General features: G+C 33.6%; 17 protein-coding genes and 1 pseudogene. 2 read left to right on the plus strand and 16 right to left on the minus strand.

The genetic code is table 11. The annotated features are described in order from the left end of the window. Nucleotides 1-672: 672 nt before the first annotated feature. From M3182_RS00525 to M3182_RS00535, 3 genes are all read right to left on the minus strand, one after another. Nucleotides 673-873 carry a hypothetical protein gene (locus M3182_RS00525; protein ID WP_251555725.1) on the minus strand — a complete coding sequence of 67 codons (201 nt, stop codon included), beginning with the start codon at nt 871-873 and terminating at the stop codon, nt 673-675. 585 nt (nt 874-1,458) lie between these two features. Continuing rightward, the gene (locus M3182_RS00530) at nt 1,459-1,653 is read right to left on the minus strand and encodes a hypothetical protein (protein WP_251555727.1); all 195 of its coding nucleotides are present in this window, start codon (nt 1,651-1,653) and stop codon (nt 1,459-1,461) included. 347 nt (nt 1,654-2,000) lie between these two features. Beyond that, entirely contained in the window at nt 2,001-2,687 is a 687-nt protein-coding gene (locus M3182_RS00535) for a nucleotidyltransferase family protein (protein WP_251555729.1), read from the minus strand. A gap of 90 nt (nt 2,688-2,777) precedes the next feature. Between M3182_RS00535 and M3182_RS00540 the strand changes: the two genes are divergently transcribed. Next, entirely contained in the window at nt 2,778-3,572 is a 795-nt protein-coding gene (locus M3182_RS00540; RefSeq protein ID WP_251555733.1) for a restriction endonuclease, read from the plus strand. 269 nt (nt 3,573-3,841) lie between these two features. On the opposite strand, the gene M3182_RS00545 is transcribed toward M3182_RS00540, so the two are convergent. The 12 genes and pseudogenes from M3182_RS00545 to M3182_RS00600 all read right to left on the minus strand — a co-directional run bounded on the left by M3182_RS00545 (nt 3,842) and on the right by M3182_RS00600 (nt 14,519). Next, nucleotides 3,842-4,195 (minus strand): hypothetical protein, encoded by a 354-nt coding sequence (locus M3182_RS00545; protein ID WP_251555735.1) that lies wholly within the window; start codon nt 4,193-4,195, stop codon nt 3,842-3,844. Between the two features lie 32 nt (nt 4,196-4,227). Next, a complete protein-coding gene (locus tag M3182_RS00550; RefSeq protein ID WP_251555736.1) occupies nt 4,228-4,443 on the minus strand; it encodes a hypothetical protein in 216 nt (71 codons plus the stop codon). A gap of 74 nt (nt 4,444-4,517) precedes the next feature. Then, nucleotides 4,518-5,696 (minus strand): phospholipase D family protein, encoded by a 1,179-nt coding sequence (locus M3182_RS00555; RefSeq protein WP_251555737.1) that lies wholly within the window; start codon nt 5,694-5,696, stop codon nt 4,518-4,520. Nucleotides 5,697-5,708: 12 nt separating this feature from the next. Next, complete coding sequence (locus M3182_RS00560; RefSeq protein WP_251555739.1) at nt 5,709-6,146, minus strand: hypothetical protein; 438 nt, start codon at nt 6,144-6,146, stop codon at nt 5,709-5,711. Nucleotides 6,147-6,333: 187 nt separating this feature from the next. Continuing rightward, nucleotides 6,334-6,879, minus strand: a pseudogene (locus M3182_RS00565) (histidine phosphatase family protein); the annotation flags it as partial. Nucleotides 6,880-7,140: 261 nt separating this feature from the next. Beyond that, nucleotides 7,141-7,371 (minus strand): DUF4230 domain-containing protein, encoded by a 231-nt coding sequence (locus tag M3182_RS00570; protein WP_251555740.1) that lies wholly within the window; start codon nt 7,369-7,371, stop codon nt 7,141-7,143. A 105-nt stretch (nt 7,372-7,476) separates the two neighbouring features. Further along, nucleotides 7,477-8,973 (minus strand): hypothetical protein, encoded by a 1,497-nt coding sequence (locus tag M3182_RS00575; RefSeq protein ID WP_251555742.1) that lies wholly within the window; start codon nt 8,971-8,973, stop codon nt 7,477-7,479. After that, entirely contained in the window at nt 8,966-9,826 is an 861-nt protein-coding gene (locus M3182_RS00580; protein ID WP_251555744.1) for a hypothetical protein, read from the minus strand. The genes M3182_RS00575 and M3182_RS00580 overlap by 8 nt, the downstream gene beginning before the upstream one ends. Nucleotides 9,827-10,042: 216 nt before the next feature. Beyond that, nucleotides 10,043-11,161, minus strand: a complete 1,119-nt coding sequence (locus M3182_RS00585; RefSeq protein ID WP_251555747.1) for an SAVED domain-containing protein — start codon at nt 11,159-11,161, stop codon at nt 10,043-10,045. A gap of 1 nt (nt 11,162) precedes the next feature. Continuing rightward, nucleotides 11,163-11,708: a Mov34/MPN/PAD-1 family protein gene (locus tag M3182_RS26055; protein ID WP_349775409.1), complete on the minus strand. Its 546-nt coding sequence runs from the start codon at nt 11,706-11,708 to the stop codon at nt 11,163-11,165. Continuing rightward, nucleotides 11,635-13,479 (minus strand): ThiF family adenylyltransferase, encoded by a 1,845-nt coding sequence (locus M3182_RS00595; protein WP_251555751.1) that lies wholly within the window; start codon nt 13,477-13,479, stop codon nt 11,635-11,637. Before M3182_RS00595 ends, M3182_RS26055 begins: the two co-directional genes overlap by 74 nt. Next, entirely contained in the window at nt 13,479-14,519 is a 1,041-nt protein-coding gene (locus M3182_RS00600; RefSeq protein ID WP_251555754.1) for a nucleotidyltransferase domain-containing protein, read from the minus strand. The genes M3182_RS00595 and M3182_RS00600 overlap by 1 nt, the downstream gene beginning before the upstream one ends. Before the next feature lie 667 nt (nt 14,520-15,186). Between M3182_RS00600 and M3182_RS00605 the strand changes: the two genes are divergently transcribed. Continuing rightward, complete coding sequence (locus M3182_RS00605) at nt 15,187-16,185, plus strand: phage lytic cycle repressor MrpR family protein (protein WP_251555757.1); 999 nt, start codon at nt 15,187-15,189, stop codon at nt 16,183-16,185. Nucleotides 16,186-16,404: 219 nt separating this feature from the next. On the opposite strand, the gene M3182_RS26305 is transcribed toward M3182_RS00605, so the two are convergent. Next, complete coding sequence (locus M3182_RS26305) at nt 16,405-17,361, minus strand: HNH endonuclease (RefSeq protein ID WP_251555761.1); 957 nt, start codon at nt 17,359-17,361, stop codon at nt 16,405-16,407. Nucleotides 17,362-17,387: the final 26 nt, after the last annotated feature.

Consider the following 17,387-nt stretch of genomic DNA (forward strand, 5'->3'; position numbering starts at 1 on the left):
TAAGTGGATCTGCTAATTATACCTGATTTTCAATAAAAAAAGCCTCTAGTTACTTCTAATTACCTGATATAAGGATTTGCCTATAGATTGCGTTTCCATTCCATTTTTCTTGTTATGGAAGTATCATCACTTTTTTTGTAATTAGTTGTGTGATTACAGCCACAAGAATGTACCACCTCTGCCATGTTTTGTACCATCAGTTGCCACGGAATTTACCACATGCTGTCAACGTATTTTCAATAGAAAAACTTTAGAGATATTGAATTGAAAAAAAAGCCTAATCCTTCAATTTTACCTAGGAATTAGGCTTATGGCTTTCCACAATCGCGCCAAATTGCAGACTATCATCTTTTATTGCACAGTATACTTGTACTGTGCAGTAATTATTTTCTTAAATTTTAGTCTTTCTCATTACACATAAGCCCCCGTAGTATTATAAGATTAGCCCCTTAATACCAAATTATCGTCCCCTTTCTTGCATAAAAAATAAGCCTTTGAAAATAAGGCTTATTTTTTATACTTATTCCTCAAACTATTATAAAAGACCTCAGTACTTTCCTTGTGACTAGTAAGCCCATCTCTATAAATTTCCATGATATCTCGATATAACTTATCCTTTTCAAGATATGCTTGTACTTTTGAATCCTTAATTTGGCCATTCGCTCTTTTCCACTATGCTTTAAAATAAACTCTTAAAAAATCCTTAAAACTATTTATAGACTTTTCTTGTGCAAGTAAATAATCAACGTCATAATATTTACCCATTCCATCTGCTATTTCTAAGATATGGTTAACCATATAATCTATAAACTCATTATTACCACTCTTATCTGGTCCAAAATATAGAGTTAGCAGTGTACCCTTTTCTTTCAATTCAGCCTCGCTAACTCCTGATCCTTTTCAATTCTCTCAATTCTATTTGTATGGTCTGGATTCCTAAAATAATCATAATCAAACTTTATAAAAAGAGGAAATAAATGCAACACTTTGTTTCCTTACTTCTTGTATCCATTCAATTCTTGATTTTGAAACAATATTACTTTTAAAATTAGATTTATTTGTTTTATAAACATTATATAGACTTACTAATGCAGCAATTAAAGCAACAAATGCTGCGATACTAGCCCAAACAAAATTTCCTTTATCATCAAAAAAAGATATTATATAAATTCAATACAATTACCCCTTACCAAATAATAGCAAAGAGGTGAACTATTTAAAACTAATTATTTCATCAACTGATACTCGATATTAATCCATTAACCCTTTTTTATTTGTATTATTCAATACCATAAATTATTTCCCTTCTTTTTTCTAATTTACCGGTGTGAATAACTTCGTATTTCTCTGGAACTTCCGTAGTTTTTGTTTGATATACGAGATGTCAATTATCTGTGTTACTTTAACTTATCAACTTTTGCTTACTTATATCCTACTGAATTCTAATTTCCATTCTGATTAGGGTTCTATGTTTTTAGTCATCATGTATATAGTTTTTATTGCACCTTCAGCAATAATATCATCATTAGTTTTTAAATAGATTGATATACATTCAATATAATCCTTTAATTTATCATCAGTCATTAAACCAATTTTCATGTATTCTTGTTTTAGAATTTCTGCAAGTAGCATGCACTTTTCCTCATTAGACATAAAATCCCCCTTATCCTAAACCGAAATCAATCGATGAACACACGGTACAGATATTATTACTAACCCTCCACTAATAATCAGCTGATGATTAAAGCATACTCTATTTATGCTCGTGTTCTTCAATTATCTTGAGGGTCCTTTTGATACCCACATTATAAATAAGTAGTTTTAAAAGGCTTTCTCGCTCTGAATCGGTAAAAAATATATTCCCATCCACAATCTCCATTGGTACGGGAGAAAATTTACTATACAGGTCGTAATCAACTGGTTGCCCCTCTTTTTTCAGCTTTAAATCACTACACATGGGATCACCCTCTGTTCTTAAAAATTTTTAAGTGCCAAGTTTATTATTTCACATTGTCCAACCACCACTGTGAACCATGAAACTCAGGTCCAATTGCGTTTATTATTTCTTTTCTTTTTTTGTAACCCTTTGAACTTAATTCTTGAAAGCGTTCGTAGAACCTTTGAGAATCCTCAAACGCCTGACATTTTTTACTATCACCACACTCACAAGCTTTTTCGGTGACAAATCCTTGTCCTCCTGGCTTTGAGTAACAAAAAATCGATCCTTCTATTAAGTGGCTGTTTTCAACATTTTTGTTTGCTGTTTCATTAAAATCATTACCACATATCCCATTGGTTAACTGATACAAAGAATTATTCTCTTTTTGCTTCGGTTCTAATCTATTTACAAGTTCTTCTACTTTCTGTTTAAACTTTTTAGACACCCTATCTGTATATTCATCAATAAAAACAACTTCGTTTAATACTTGTTCACGGATTGCTGGTTTTAACATTTCTTCCGTTGCTAGATCCACCTTAATCCCTAACCAATCTTCTAAGAAAAATTTTACTTCTAGAAACTCCAGCCCAATTTCTGCTTCGAATTCAACTAGTATATCTAGATCGCTTGTTTTAGTTTGCTGATTTCTTGAATAAGAGCCGAATATCCCTAATTTTTTAATACCATATTTCTTCTTCAAGAACCTCCTTGTTGCTAATAACTGTTCCTCAATAAACTCTCTATCCACTTTGCTTTTCTCCCTTATTATAAATGGTATAATTTTACTCCCTCTTGAGAAAATAAACATATCAAATTGTTAGTGTGGTGACTATTATTCATGGGAATAATCTCAAAAAAAACATCAAAAAAATTAGAGGTTAAACTTACAATTTTATTAGCACTGGGCTTCTATACTGCTGAGTATCACTGGTTAGGCCTTTTTCTAATTATTTACATCGCAAGTCTATTTGGCTTAGGTTTACAACACATTGTTGATATTAAAAAATTTAGATATTGGAGTTTTAAAGACAAGGCAAAATTAATAACCTTTATTTATCTTTTGTTAATATTCTTTGTTGGCTTATTTCCAAAAGATTCACCCATGAATGCTTTTGCAAGTTGGTTCCTTACCCTTTCCTTTTTGTCACTAATATTTATGTTTTTATATAAAACAGGAAAAGCAATAATTCAATTCCTTTCTAACTCATCACAATATAAATCATATCAAAATACACTAGATGAAATCGATAACATGAATGGTACAGAATTTGAAAAGTTCTTATATCATCTTTTTAAACACCAAGGTTATTTTGCTAAATTAACCCCAGATAACGGAGATTTTGGTGCTGACCTTGTTTTACAAAAGGGAAATCAAAAAATTGTTATACAAGCAAAAAGGTATTCCAATAAAGTCGGTGTGGACGCAATATATGAGGTTCTAGGAGGTGCGGGATATTACAATGCCAACAAAAAGTGGGTTATAACTAATAACTACTATACTGACAAAGCCATTGTACTGGCACACAAAAATAATGTTAAATTATATGATCGTGATGATTTAATAATCATGTTGAAAGAATACAATGAACCCCGTAAAACCAAGAATAAAATGAGAAGATCTAAAAATGCGTAAAAGAGTTGGATGGAGTATTCCTTTTTAATAATTCCATCCAACTCTTTTACTTCATTTACTGGTTTTTTTAAGCATCGTCCCTTTACTTTAAGTAAGTTTAACAAAAATAAATGTCGTAAATGCGCAGTATCGTTGTACTGCGCAGCAAAAAATTCTGCACTGTTACAGAAACTCTCCTGCTCGTAATATGAGGCAACCTAGATAGGTTGAATTTATTTAAATCCAAGTTACCCTCCAAACTATTTAAAAACTAATACCAAACAAAGTCATCATTTAATGAAGACGACATATACCTTATCCAACGTCAATTGAGTTTGATAAGTATATAATTCAACTTTCCCCCTATATTCAGAAGGGATGTTATTGATTAGATGTTCCGTAGCTTTTAAAGTGTGTTCACCAAAATCATATATTACTAGGAATTTATAAGCGGATTCCGGGTCAAAATTCACCTTCGTCTTTCCTTCTAGCAAACCCTGAATGTCCTTAATAATACCGTTCCTCTGTGCAGAGCCAAACTTAAACCCACTGTTAATAGGCTTGTTACACTTGATTTCAGCTATGATATTTACATCACCAGTCACCATGATATCGTAGCCATTACCACTTGGCTTTGCTCTCAATACCTCATTTAAATAAACCTGATAATTAGCATCTACATAAGAAAATATTCTCTTAACCAGTCCATAAAACGGATTGTGGTTTTGTATGTAATAATATTGTTAATATCGCTTAACGTTGTTTTTATATCTACAAAATCTTCTATTGATAGTTTTGAATAATAGTCTATATTTTCACCAGTCACTTTGGATGAGATGAACTGGTTAAATCGTTCTTTAAGTTCATCTTCTCTGTTGTACGTTTGAACCATTCTAAACCTCCTCTACTCCAACTGGTTTTCCTTACATTTCGCGTTTACGTTCCTATAGAACATATTCGGCGATTCTATCCCAGTTTTATTTCTCCATATGTACTTAATAGCTTGTTTAACTCAACCATTAAATAATCATGAGCCTCTTGTGTGATACGAATATGCGACCTTCTAAAGTGCATACTTTGTAAAGTTCTTTGACTAACATTTTTTCTCTTTTTCAAAGATGGAAAGGTTGCTTTACCGATGGTGTTGTATAAATCAACTAAACGAATGCCAGTTTTAATAGGTGCATTTATAACTTTTCCATCAGTAAATTCAACATAATGAGGAAAACGCTGTTTCCAAGGTGCATCTTTAATGTCATCATCATCAACAACATTTGTGCTGTTAAACCCGTCTGTCTTTGCATACCCCACTATCATTGGAGTAGGTCGACCTTGTTCATCGTAACTAACGATTGTTAAGAATAAGGTATCCTCTTTTACAATTCCACCAGGTCTTCGAGGGAAGTAAGTAGTGTTTAAGTCCCGTTTCCTAATACCCTTCATGTGTTTGTAATTTAAATCGCTTGGAATTCTGTCCGCTCCCGTTCCTTCAAACTTTAACCAGATACCTGTAACCTCATCTGCTTCATCTGAATTTTCAAGGATTGATTCAAATAAATCAGGGTGGACAATTTTCTTTAACTCAGCCCCCCTCTTTTTATTGTTTGAGTAGGTAACTGTTTTATGTTTTTGATTAGCTGCTAATTGAGGTACATGTATTTTCTCTTCATCAATCCACTCTTGAGTAACTTTCCCTGCATTACCAGTAGCTTCAATTTGTTCAAGTAAGTCAAAGAAATACTCCTGTGCTTTTTCAGCAATTTCATGCTCATCATCCATAAGTACGCAGATTTCATGGTTAGACACAAAGCCACCCTTTGTAAAGTTTGCTGATCCAATAATGGTAGAATGTGTATCAAATAAATAGAGTTTGGAGTGTAAGTCTACTAGAGCAAAGATATTTGCATTTGCATGTAAAAGACGCTCAAGTCCGTAAATACTACTTACACGTTCAACGAAATCTTCCCGATAAAATCGAGTAATTACATTACATACTACCGAAGGGTTATCCTTTAGCCAGTCTGCTAACATATTAGCAGTTTGAGTCCCGATAAATGGAGATATGATATTTAATTCACCCTCGGTTTTTTCTAATAGTTCTTGAAACTGATTCAACAAATCTTTTGATATCAGGTTTACAGGCATTTTATCTCTCCCCTAAATAAATAAAGTAAATTCTTTCCTGTCTAAAAGCTCAGGTTGAACATGGAACTCCTTTTCATTTCCTTGGACTTTTATAAAATTACCCCAAACATATAACTTCCAATGTTCACCCTCCTTTGGGTTCCTTAGCATTATATCTGGTGTCATTAACTTTTTAAGCTCCTTAAAGTCAATATAATAGACTTTGTAACCCTGTAGACGAACTGCTAGGATTGGAATATCTGAATCATCTAGTAAGTCTATTTGTAGTGTGGTTAAGTCGAACCACCCCTTGCCGTTTACATGTAACTTTGACTGTGGAGTGCAAAGAACTAATTTCTTCTCATTGCTTGTCCCTTCATACATGATTTGCTTCCTTTTGATATTGGACAATATGCAGTTATACTTTTCGCTGACCGCTTTAACCACAATGTGTTTTTCAGGAATCGACAACACTAAATCCCCCATATTTTTCTATTTTCTTCATATTACCATATGAGTGTGTAGCCTGTACTTAGCAATTTCATGGCTAACAACGGTCTTTAAGCATGGATGGTTAAATGATGACTACAAAGCAAACAGTGCCAGGCAACCTCCAGTTTCTCCCATCCAGTACCTACCCGTTAGACAAGAAACAAAATCAAGTTCTTTCCCAACATCTTTTTACACTCCTTAACTCTTTCCCCTCAAACGTTAATTTGTAAATATCCGGCATATAAAGACTCTTCCAAAACGAGAAATCATATTGTTAATCAAAGAAATTCATAATTAAAACCATAAGATTGCCATGTGTACCGATCACGACGTTTTTTCCTTTGTACTTATCTAACACATCATAAGTGGTATCTACACCCCTTTTTTGAGCAACAATATTGGATTCTCCTCCTTCCCAAGAAAAGTTTTCATCCTCCCATACCTTTGTGATAGCAAGAGTAAAGTCTTGAGCAGGGCCAACAGTTAACCTTCGTTCTTTAAACCCATCAACCATTTCAACCTCTGTTTTTATATATTCGGCTATCCCACTTACCGTTTGAACAGCTCTTTTATATGGACTTGAAACAACAATGTCAATTCCCTCTATTTTTAATAGCTCCGTAACATTTGTTGCATCAGCCAATCCTCTTTCCGATAAAGGCCTGTTGATTTCATCAGGTGTATAGGTAGAGTGTGCATGTCTAACTAAGTACTAATTCGTCAATTACAATCAACCTCTCAAATACTATAATGCTATTTTACCATTTCTTGGTCGTCTATTCTTCCACGAGGAAATCTGTTATATCCCTTGAACTAAAGCCTATGAAAAGAGCAAAGGGTAGATATGGGGACAGGTTCACTGTTCCAGACCCACATATAAATCTCTTATCATGCTTACCCGATAACAGTTCAAGAATTACAAACGTAACAATGCCGCCTACTAATTAGTTGGCGGCCACAGGCAGAACTATTATTAGTTAAACGTGACATTTACCGTATAACCAATATTCTTAAAAAATTCCTTTAACGCTTTTTCTGCATTTTTCTCCGCAGTAACTAATAAACCGACAGAGATGGCATCTTGACGGATTTGCTCTTGTGCCTTAGCGGTCAGGTCAAACCCCTCATCCCATTTAACATCGCCACGGAAAATCCCACTATTGTCAATTGCTTGAAAGACATCGGGACGGTTCTCAGGTCCCATTCGGGAGTCGAAGTAATGGTGAGATGGAATGTGGCTTTAAACATTTTGCCCATTTTTATTGATGGTCGTTTGCGGGAACATATCCAACTCGTGTGTGGGAACCAATCAACATAGAAAGTATTCATCAATTTCATCTTCATTTTTGAGAATACTTTTCTCTGGTACTCCTACTGACTTCGCTAAATTAATAGAAGAAACAAATCTTAGCTGAACATTGATATTGAAGTCAAACGAGTATTGCTGCAATTCCCCGAATTTATGATATTTATTCAAAAGCTCATCTAGTTTTACTTGGTATTCTTTTTCCAATTTATCAACAAATGCATTAATTTTTTCTTGATAAAGATTAATAACTTCTATTTCGTGTTTGCTTAGGACACCTTTTCCAAGACTAAGTGCTGTGGTTGCAACGATTGAGCCAACCAAAGCACCAACAACTGGAATTGGTATAACTGCTTGTCCTATAGCAGCACCAATAGCAGCCCCAGTTGCATCAATGGCATTTAGTGTTACTAAATCAATAAATCCATCTCTATCAACATCACCTTTTCTATATTTGACAATGGCATTACTTAACCCAAAAGTTCCTGAAGTAATTGCACCAGCACTAGGTGCAGCAAGGTGACAAACGTTGGTTAATCCATATATTGCATATCCAGAAATTCCACCTTTAATAGCACCTTTAGCTGTACTGACTCCACACTCTTTCCAATCTTCAATATCAAAATCCCAGACTTCTTTTCCATCTTTATGCTTTTGATAGACAAAGATCCCTAGATTGAACCCACCTTGTACTGCTGCACCTATTCCAGCAACTTTAGATGCTTCTCCGAAACTTGGTTGTGCTTCTTGTTGGGCGCTTAATCTATCGCTATCCGCTTCTTTTTTAATATCAGATTTTTGTTGAGCAGTTTGCTTATTTATGTCATTTACTTCCCCTGATAACGTTTGGTCAATTGTTCCTTTTTGAACATCTTTATATTCAAGAACTGATGATTCCAACCATTTATCATAAGAAACGCCACGCAGAGCACTCTCATCTTCAATGGCTTTTCTTATATTATTGATTTGGGAGTTAGACAAGATATTTCCATTAAATTCTACAGATTTTGCTCCGCTCATAATTTTTTCTATGACTTCCACATGGTCTTTTGGAAAAATCATACTCATTTTATCATAATTGGATGCTTGCTTAATCTCTTCTAAGATATTGGCATAAAACTTCATTTGCACTTCTTTGCCTTGAAGTAGAATATCTGCAGGTCCATTATCATTTAATAGGACTACACTTTTCTGTAGTCCTTGATAAACATCTCTTGCATTTCTTATACCCGTTTCAGCAAACTCTGAAATAAAACCATGTACTCCAGTATCTCCACCACGATTAATATTGATAAGATTATCGATTTCTGTTTTCGCCCAATCTAAATTTAATAATGCATTTGCTGATTTAGTAGCTAAGTCTGATAATTTATCTGTTTCACTAGTAAGAATTGATTCTAATGTATTCATCAGATCTGTTAATCGGATATTATTTAAATAATCGACATATGAAGCAATCCCTTGTTCAACATTATTATCAATAGACTGTTCACTAAGCATCTAATTTTAGCTCCTTATTGATTAGTTGTGCCAAAGTTAAAGTTGAATTCACAAGCAATCCAGCTTGTAGTTTTTCATCTTTGGAGAATTGACTATAATCACTTCCAATCAAAGCTTTCTCTGCTTTAGATACTCCAGTTATTTGAGTGTTGGTTGTTTCCACCAATGCCTTGACTTCTGAGTTCATATTGTTAAATTTTCTAATTATTTTCTCGAGATTTTCTCTCTCAGCAATTAGCTTATTCGCAGTTTTTTTGTTTTTATGACTGGCAAACAAGCCTGAACCAACCGAACCTGCAAGCATAACACCAGCAATTGTCCAACCTACTGGTCCTGCTAGTGCGAGGAACGCACTACCTGCACTCATTCCACCACCACCAGCTGCTAATGCACCACCACCAAGCCATGCCAATGCAGCATTAGTCGCAGCGGCTCCTGATAAAGTAGAGATAGCAGTACCTGTTGATGCAAGACCAAAAGTAGTGGCAATGCCCATTGCTGCTGTTGGACCCATTGTAGCTACAGCAACTCCAAGAGCACTTAAAGTTGCACCCGCTCCAGAACCTCCAGCAGCTGCTTTTGCTTCAACTTCTGCCTTTTTAATTTCTTGTTGTTTTGTCTTAAAATTTTCCACTTCAATTTCAACTTTTTTAAGTGTTACTTTGAATTCCTTTGGAGTGTTTGCTAATTTATTAATTCGTTCTTCTATTAATTTAACAAGTTTTAAAGCTTTTTCACGCTCTTTATAAAGAACATTCGTATTTCCACCTAAATCCTTGGCCACTTTTTCATAACGTTCAACCGCTGCATTATAATTGTCGATTGCATTTTTTCTTAACTTTGCATTGAACATGTTATTACCTTCCCTCAAAGTTTATTTACTGTAGTAGAGTTTTAATCTTCTTTGCTTGAGTCAAGCTTAAGAACCTTATCTATACACCAATATGTAGTTGCCCCTTTTAACGGCACAATATCATTCTGCTCAAGATATTCTTTCAATAAGCTACGCTGTTTACCTTCTGGGACAGTCCTAATAACATGCAATTAAGCTAAGATTGTACTGGAATTTTCAGATTGATAAAGCATACTGATACTTAGGAGTCCATCGCTTATTGTATTCATATAAACATACTTCACTCCACATTTTAGGGTTAATACCTCTTCCTATTTCTATTGCAAGTCCCGCGGGGCCAGCATAGAATAGATGAATCTTATTATAATCTTGATGTTGCATTAATTTCTCAATTTCGTATTTTAATTTCGCCTGTATATTTATTACATCTTCTCTGTATAAGACTTTTTTTACGTCAGGATCATCTACTTCGACACAGAGAGAATCAAATTCTTCTCCTAACACTTCTTTAACCGAATTCATTTTAACCTTCCCGCTTATCGATACAAGAACTGCCAGATCATCACAATCTTTTATATCTTTTTTAACAGTTAACACGATATCTTTATTTACCCCAGGATTTTCAGAAACCCAAAACCCCTTTTCTCTATCAAATTGATAAATAGAATATGAAACCGTATCAGTTAACAAGGAACCTAAATGGATTAATAAAGGTATAGCAGACAAAGGGAATATTTCACCTACCTTTGCCTCTTTTTCTTTAATTTTTTCAATGAACTTCTGATAAAGTATTTCGTTGCTTTTCTTTCCTTCTTCCCAACCTTCTGGTGTAAAGTCATCAAACACAGTTTGGTCCTCAACAGCATCAAGAAGTATATATGGAGCTGGGCTATCATATTCTATATCGAATAGCGGCCCCCCCATTCTTTTGTGTATAAGAGCAATACTTTTCTTTTTATCGACTGACCAAGAGGAAACCCATTTTTCGTGTTTTTCTTTCATTGCAAATAGTATATCCGGCGGAAATTGATCTCTAGTTTTTTTGTCATCAATTATTTTAGAGTGGTCATAACACATTAACATAAGATTTTCTACATTTTCTAACGTTTCATAGGTAAAACCATATTTCTCCATATATTCGTGACGAGCAGAGCTTTTGGCGTGACCAATAATATGTGCTTTTATTCCAACATTCGTTAATTCCCCTGACGTAGATTCTATTAATTTCTTTTTACACCCATCAAATGAACACATACCACCACTAACAACCCAAAGGTGATAGTTTTCTGCTGCCGTAAGGTCTCTTCTTTTTCGTTCTTCTTTAGAGTTGGCCAATTTAATTTCTCCTTTTAAGTTCGATTATTTTATCCTCCGTACCATACCAAACTTTTAATTCGTCTATTCCTAATATAATAAAGAATAGACAACCAGTTTCATAACCTAAGTTTAATAATCTGCTCCAATCTTTTCTGTCAATAGAAGAAGGAACCGGCACACTCTCCGGATGAGTATGCCATTCTCCAAGGTAAAAGCATCTTCCATTTTCTCTTTTCCAAACATCGTTAAAATACTCTTGATGACCTTCCTGTTTCCTACTAAAACGAGTTCGGGACCTTTTATCGGTTGGCATTGGTTCCGTCACATCATCTACTATATAGTTCCCGTCCTCCATTAACACCCTTCCTATTAAAATCCCACCAGCTTCAGTATCTGTCCATCTTATTTGTCTGTAATGATTGATTTTTTCTATAGCTTCAGGACGGATATACAATATTCTATTGTTTGGCAAAATAAATAATTCTTTTTGGTTATTGATGCATATCCCTTCCTTCTTTTGAACAAATAGGGCAATGTTCATCTTTATAGGAGTATTTGGTATCATCTAATTTCTCAGTTTTGAATGTATAACGGAACGTTGTATTGTAACCATATTTTTCAAAAAGGTCATCCTCCCCCTTCCAGGATAGGAGCGGGTTACCTTTCATATTCCCCGTTAATACCTTGATACCAGCCTCCACCGCTAACATTGCAGAACGTTCACTATCTAAAAAGCTGTACGGTGTGAATACAGACCCACAACCAGTAATTGATTTAGAAAAATCCTGAAACGGTTCTGCAAATGCTGAACGATTATATATAGGGGAGTCTTCTTCTGATTTAAATAAACAATGATAACACCCTTTTCTTTCGTTATTTAGCGTTAATAACGTGTGTCCACCGATACCAAGAGGTTCCACCCAGGTATATATGGTTGGCGGAGGTTCAGTTAACTTATGCAATCTTTCGTTAATCATCATTTCTTTGTTTGGGGAACCAATTGCAACTATAAAAAGATCTATATTACTCTTACTAATTTCTAGTTCCTCAAATAACGAAAAAATATTGTCATAGTACGCTTTCACTTCTGTAAAAGGATACTTCCTTTTTATTTCTTCTTCCAACCCCCATACTTTCGGTTTATTATAAAGCCCTAATTTTTCGCTTATATCATAAACTTGATCACTGCCAAGTGCGTGACGATGAACATTATCTATTTCCAATTTATCGAAATCAACTAACGAAATTTTTTTAACTCCAGCCTTTGCAAATCTCATAGCAATCTCGCTTCCTATTGAGCCGACTCCAGCAATTAATATATGCTTATCTTTTAATTCCGTATTTCCGCCTGTCCGATTAAGAAGATGATTAGGATGCCATCTTTCGATATTCGCTTTATACAAGGCCGCATCTTTAGGCTTTGATATAAATGGATGTAGATGCCTTTTGAGTTTATTTTTATTCTTATGTGATTTGAAATCAAATACATTCCCATTCATACCATAACCAAATAAGGCCACATTCCCCTTTGGCGTAGGCAATCCTATAATAATAAATTCAAGATTGGAACGAACACCATTTATCTGTTTACTAACTAAACGATAAAACTCTTTTCTGTTCTCTTCCGATAAATTCGAAAATATATTATTTTTCAATTCTCCAAAATCCCACTTTTCCTCATTTATCGGAGGCAACAAAAAAGTCCCTTCTACTAAAGGGATATATAAACATCTATACTTAGTCGCCATGTCAACATCTATATGAAAAATTCGGCTAATCACTTTTTCCAAAGAATCTCTTTTCTCAGCAGCAACAACAATAAAATTGTCATTTTCCACTGGCTTATTCCATAGATCCAGTTCTCTTAATTTTGAATTTGTCGTATCGATATGAGCATAAATGTTTAATAATAGGTTATTCTGCCAATAGACCTCAAATTCATCTAGAAAATCTTTATGATTTATACCCTTCATTCCATCCTCTATTAACTTAATTACCTTATTCAAACAGTGTAATAAGATGGAAGCTGGATACCTCTCATCCAAAATGAGCGATTCATTTCTGGTAAAACACAAGAATCCATTAGGCATCTTGTGAGGGATTATTTTAAATAAGTTTCTTTTATCATAGAACTTTGGAAGTTCATTTGGGAATTTTTCAGGGAAACCAACTGTTAAAACAGCAGTTTCCCCATTTATTTGTACCTCTATTTCTGCAACCTTGGCACATCCAGGATATTCTTCTAAGTCCACTTCTTCTAAAATCGAAAATGAACTAATTATGTCTTGTTCTATTTCACTTAATTCTAGTTTAATATCTTCTAAGCTAAGTAACATTATCCTTTTTCACTCGCTGACTCAGAGCTGGAAATAACAGCAGCGGCCATTGCCTTTTTACCAGTAGTTGACTTTTCCGGAACCGGAAAATCATCTCCGAATTGCTTTTTCAATAATTCTGCCGCATCAGTAGGATCCGCTTTCGCCTTTGCATCTTCTAATGCTTCTAATAATGTTTCCAACTTTTCTTTAAATGTTTTCATTTGTTTGTATGTCATTGTTTCTAATAACTCTGGTTTTGGTTCCACGGGAAGCCGTACTTTTAGCCTTGGCATAAACTTATATTCACCATCTATTTCTACATATTCTTGTTGGAAATTTGAAATTATTTTAGAAACGACGTTGATTAATGCTTCCAGGTCCTTGTATGTCGTCTTTCCAGTAAACGTATCTGTTTCTTTTTGTATATCCAACCAATGATATACGCAAGAAGTTAATGCGATACCTGTTGGCTTACCGTTTACAGAAGAAAATTTAACATCTTTCCATCTTTTTAGATAACGTACAATTCTTCTAAACTGTCTTCGGTCATCTTTGTCAGGTAAATGCTCTCTAATTTCTGTAATTAAGTCTTTTGGATTGGATTCATCCCATTTCTTATCCTCCACTTTGCCATTAGGTTTCCCTTTCGCAAGATACACTTTTCCGTCACTATTATTAGCAGCGTATACAGTTACATCTACGTGATACCCTTCCGCATATGTAACAGTCACACAAGGATTTTTAATCTTTACATCCGATGTATGCCCATCCAGTGCTTTATAAATCCAATTTTTTGCGGTCAAAGGATCTACATCATCCTTTGACATATCAAAATACAAACCGACATCGATGTCATAATCCGAACCTAACGGCTTTATCCCTGTATGCATTGCATATGAACCTTGATTAAAAATATCAAAACTATATGCAGCTTCTTCTGGCAACTTATCTTTAATGCGTTTTACAATAATGTCCCGCTTACTACTAAGTACCTCATTTTCTTCCTTTAATTTGATAGTATCGTGAAAATCTTGAAATTGTTTCTTGCATAAAGCCAAGCTAACCCCTCCCACTAATTTTTATTTCATAACCAAATTATACCATAATACAACGGAATATACGTTCGTTTTTTTAATAAAAAAAGATGAGAAATGCAAGAGCTCCATTAAGAAAAATGATGCTTTTGCCAGTGCATCCTTACTTTCACGTAATTTTCCAGTTCTGCTTCTAGATCCCCGCGGGCTTCTTTATATTGGTTGTTTTTTTGTATTTTGAATTTATTATAATATCATTGTTGCACTAACCTGATCCGGTAGTTTGGTAGTTTAAGTGAAATTTTTCACAATCTAATGATTCTTCATAAGAAAATAATTTTAGATAATAACGAATTGAGTGTAAAAAGAATGAAACTATAAGTATCTAAACTATGCATAGTTGGTTAATTACTTGCTGCACAGTATTCAGTCTACTATGTAAAAAAAGAATTAATCCTGCTGTGAGATGTTTTTATTAAAAAAGGGATTCAGTGGTAAACGCCTGTCATCCGCTGGTAATATATTTGACACTTGGTGGTGAAAAGTATGACAATGGTGGTAAATTTTATTGGTCGTAATCAGTTGTAACAATAATCTTCATTTACCTGTTATATTAAAGGTAAACACTAGATGATAGAGAAAGGTAGAAACAGTAAAAGTATCATAGCCAAAAAGGGAGTAGTATTGAAAAATGAATATATTATATAATGAAGAAATAAAAAATATATTTTTATCAATTTATGATAATCCTAGGACTCAAAATACCATTAAATATGTATTTTATAAGTCTGCTTCTATTGAGAGATATTTGGATAAAGATTTATATAATTTCTCATTAACTCAAATCGGAGAAGTCATTGAGAAAAGTAGACCTTATTCTTCAACTGTTGCAAGAAGTAGTGGTAGGAATATTTCTCAATATATCTCATGGGCGATCGAAAATGGATATAGTGACATTAGCTTAAATCCATTAAAAGATGTAGATTCAAAGTGGTGCGATCAATTTGTAGATAAAAATAAAAGAACTCATTTTAGTGAAGATGAATTATATAATATTATTATTGAACACTTGCCCAATGCACAAGATCAAGCTTTAATCAGTGTTTTATTTGAAGGAATTATTGGAGAAGATTTTAAGGAATTAAAAAATTTAAGTTATAACAATATAAACTGGGAAACTAATGAAATAATTATAATTGGCAGAAATACGCCAATAATGGTTTCTGACAGAACTATTTGGTATTTAAAGAAGGCTACCAATGAAACCACGTATTATTTTTATAATACCGAATCTGATGACTATACTAAAAAGGAATTAATTGATTCTAAATTTATTTTTAAGAACGTAATGAGCCCCAGAGCTAAAAAAGGACAACCAGTTAGCAAACAGACTTTCTACAGTAAGTTGAACTCTATTAAGGAAATTTTAGATGTAGATTTCAATCCGAATTCAATTAAACAATCTGGCATGATCAAAATGGCCGCAGATATTGTGAAAAAGAAGGTTGAAATTGGAGATATGCCTGAATTGGCATATAATGAATTTGCTTTGATTGGTGAGAAGTATAATGTTTCCAAATTGAGTAACAATGGATATGAATACTATAATACCAATTTAATTCGCGAATTCATAACTGAGGACAAGTTAAACGAACTATATGGCTTAATTGTATCCATTTCTAAAAGATGATAATTTGATGGAGCTCTTTAATTTAATACTCAGAGGTTATATTCGTAATATCAAGCATCTTTACATTAACACTGAAACTTTCAATAAAAATATCCAAACAATGAAAATGAGCAAAGCAACTGAGACTATGCTCATTTTCACATCTCATGTAAAAAGCTAGAATTATTGTGGCGTGAGATTTTCTAATCCTATACTCGGTAAAATAATAGAGATGTTTATTTACTTATTGTCCTTATTTAACGAATCTTTAAGACCTATAAAAACCTCCCACGCAAAATTAAGATACTCCTGGCCTAAAGTGTGATCTTTCACCATATAAAGGTCTTTCATATGATTCTCGTTACCCGTATCTAAACAATGAACAGTAAATGTTTCTGGATGAATAGCATAGAAATACTCATCAAATCTGGAGTGACAATTTGGACATAGTACAATAAGATTTTGGTAGGAATCATCACCCTTATGAGTTATATTATATGGTTTAATATGATGAGCTTCTGAAATATAACCATTTGTACTTTTTATTTTACTTCTACATAACTGACAAGTACTTTTGTATAAAATCTTAATCTTTTTCGCCATCTTTGTATCCCGTACCATGCGTTGAATAAACACTTCTCTTAATTTATGATTATATACAGATATACTATTATATCCTATGACATCATCAATCGACATATCTAATCTGTTTAAATGTTGCTCTGAGGACTTAGTTCTTTTTTGTAAAAGGTATAATAAATCTCTATCAATTCTAAAGGTTGCTAATCGTTTTAAAAATTCATGAGGATCAAGCAAATGATATTCATAAAACATTTCCAATGAAGTACCTTCTGCCATTCTTTTTTTAATTAACTTAAGTGTTTGTCCATCTACACCATCTTGAAAAAGTGTTGAAAAACCTGTATAAGGATTTTCTTCAAATAATTTCTTGAATTCTTCAAAAGATAAAGCCATTTTAACAATTCTATCAAGACGATATCTTTGCATAGCTTGGCTAGCTCTTGAATACTCATTAAGTTTTACACTATGTAAACTTTGTTGAATTTCCTCATTTTCATAATATTCTATAAAGTCATTGTATTCTTCCTCGGATTGAATTAGAAATGTTAAAGTTCCCCTCTGCCAAGGTACAAGCTTCGATAATAATTCCTCTATATTCGGGATAATAATAATCACCTCTTATATGTTTCGATTAAACTATT

It is taken from the genome of Mesobacillus maritimus, assembly GCF_023715205.1.
Taxonomy (GTDB): domain Bacteria; phylum Bacillota; class Bacilli; order Bacillales; family Cytobacillaceae; genus Mesobacillus_B; species Mesobacillus_B maritimus_C.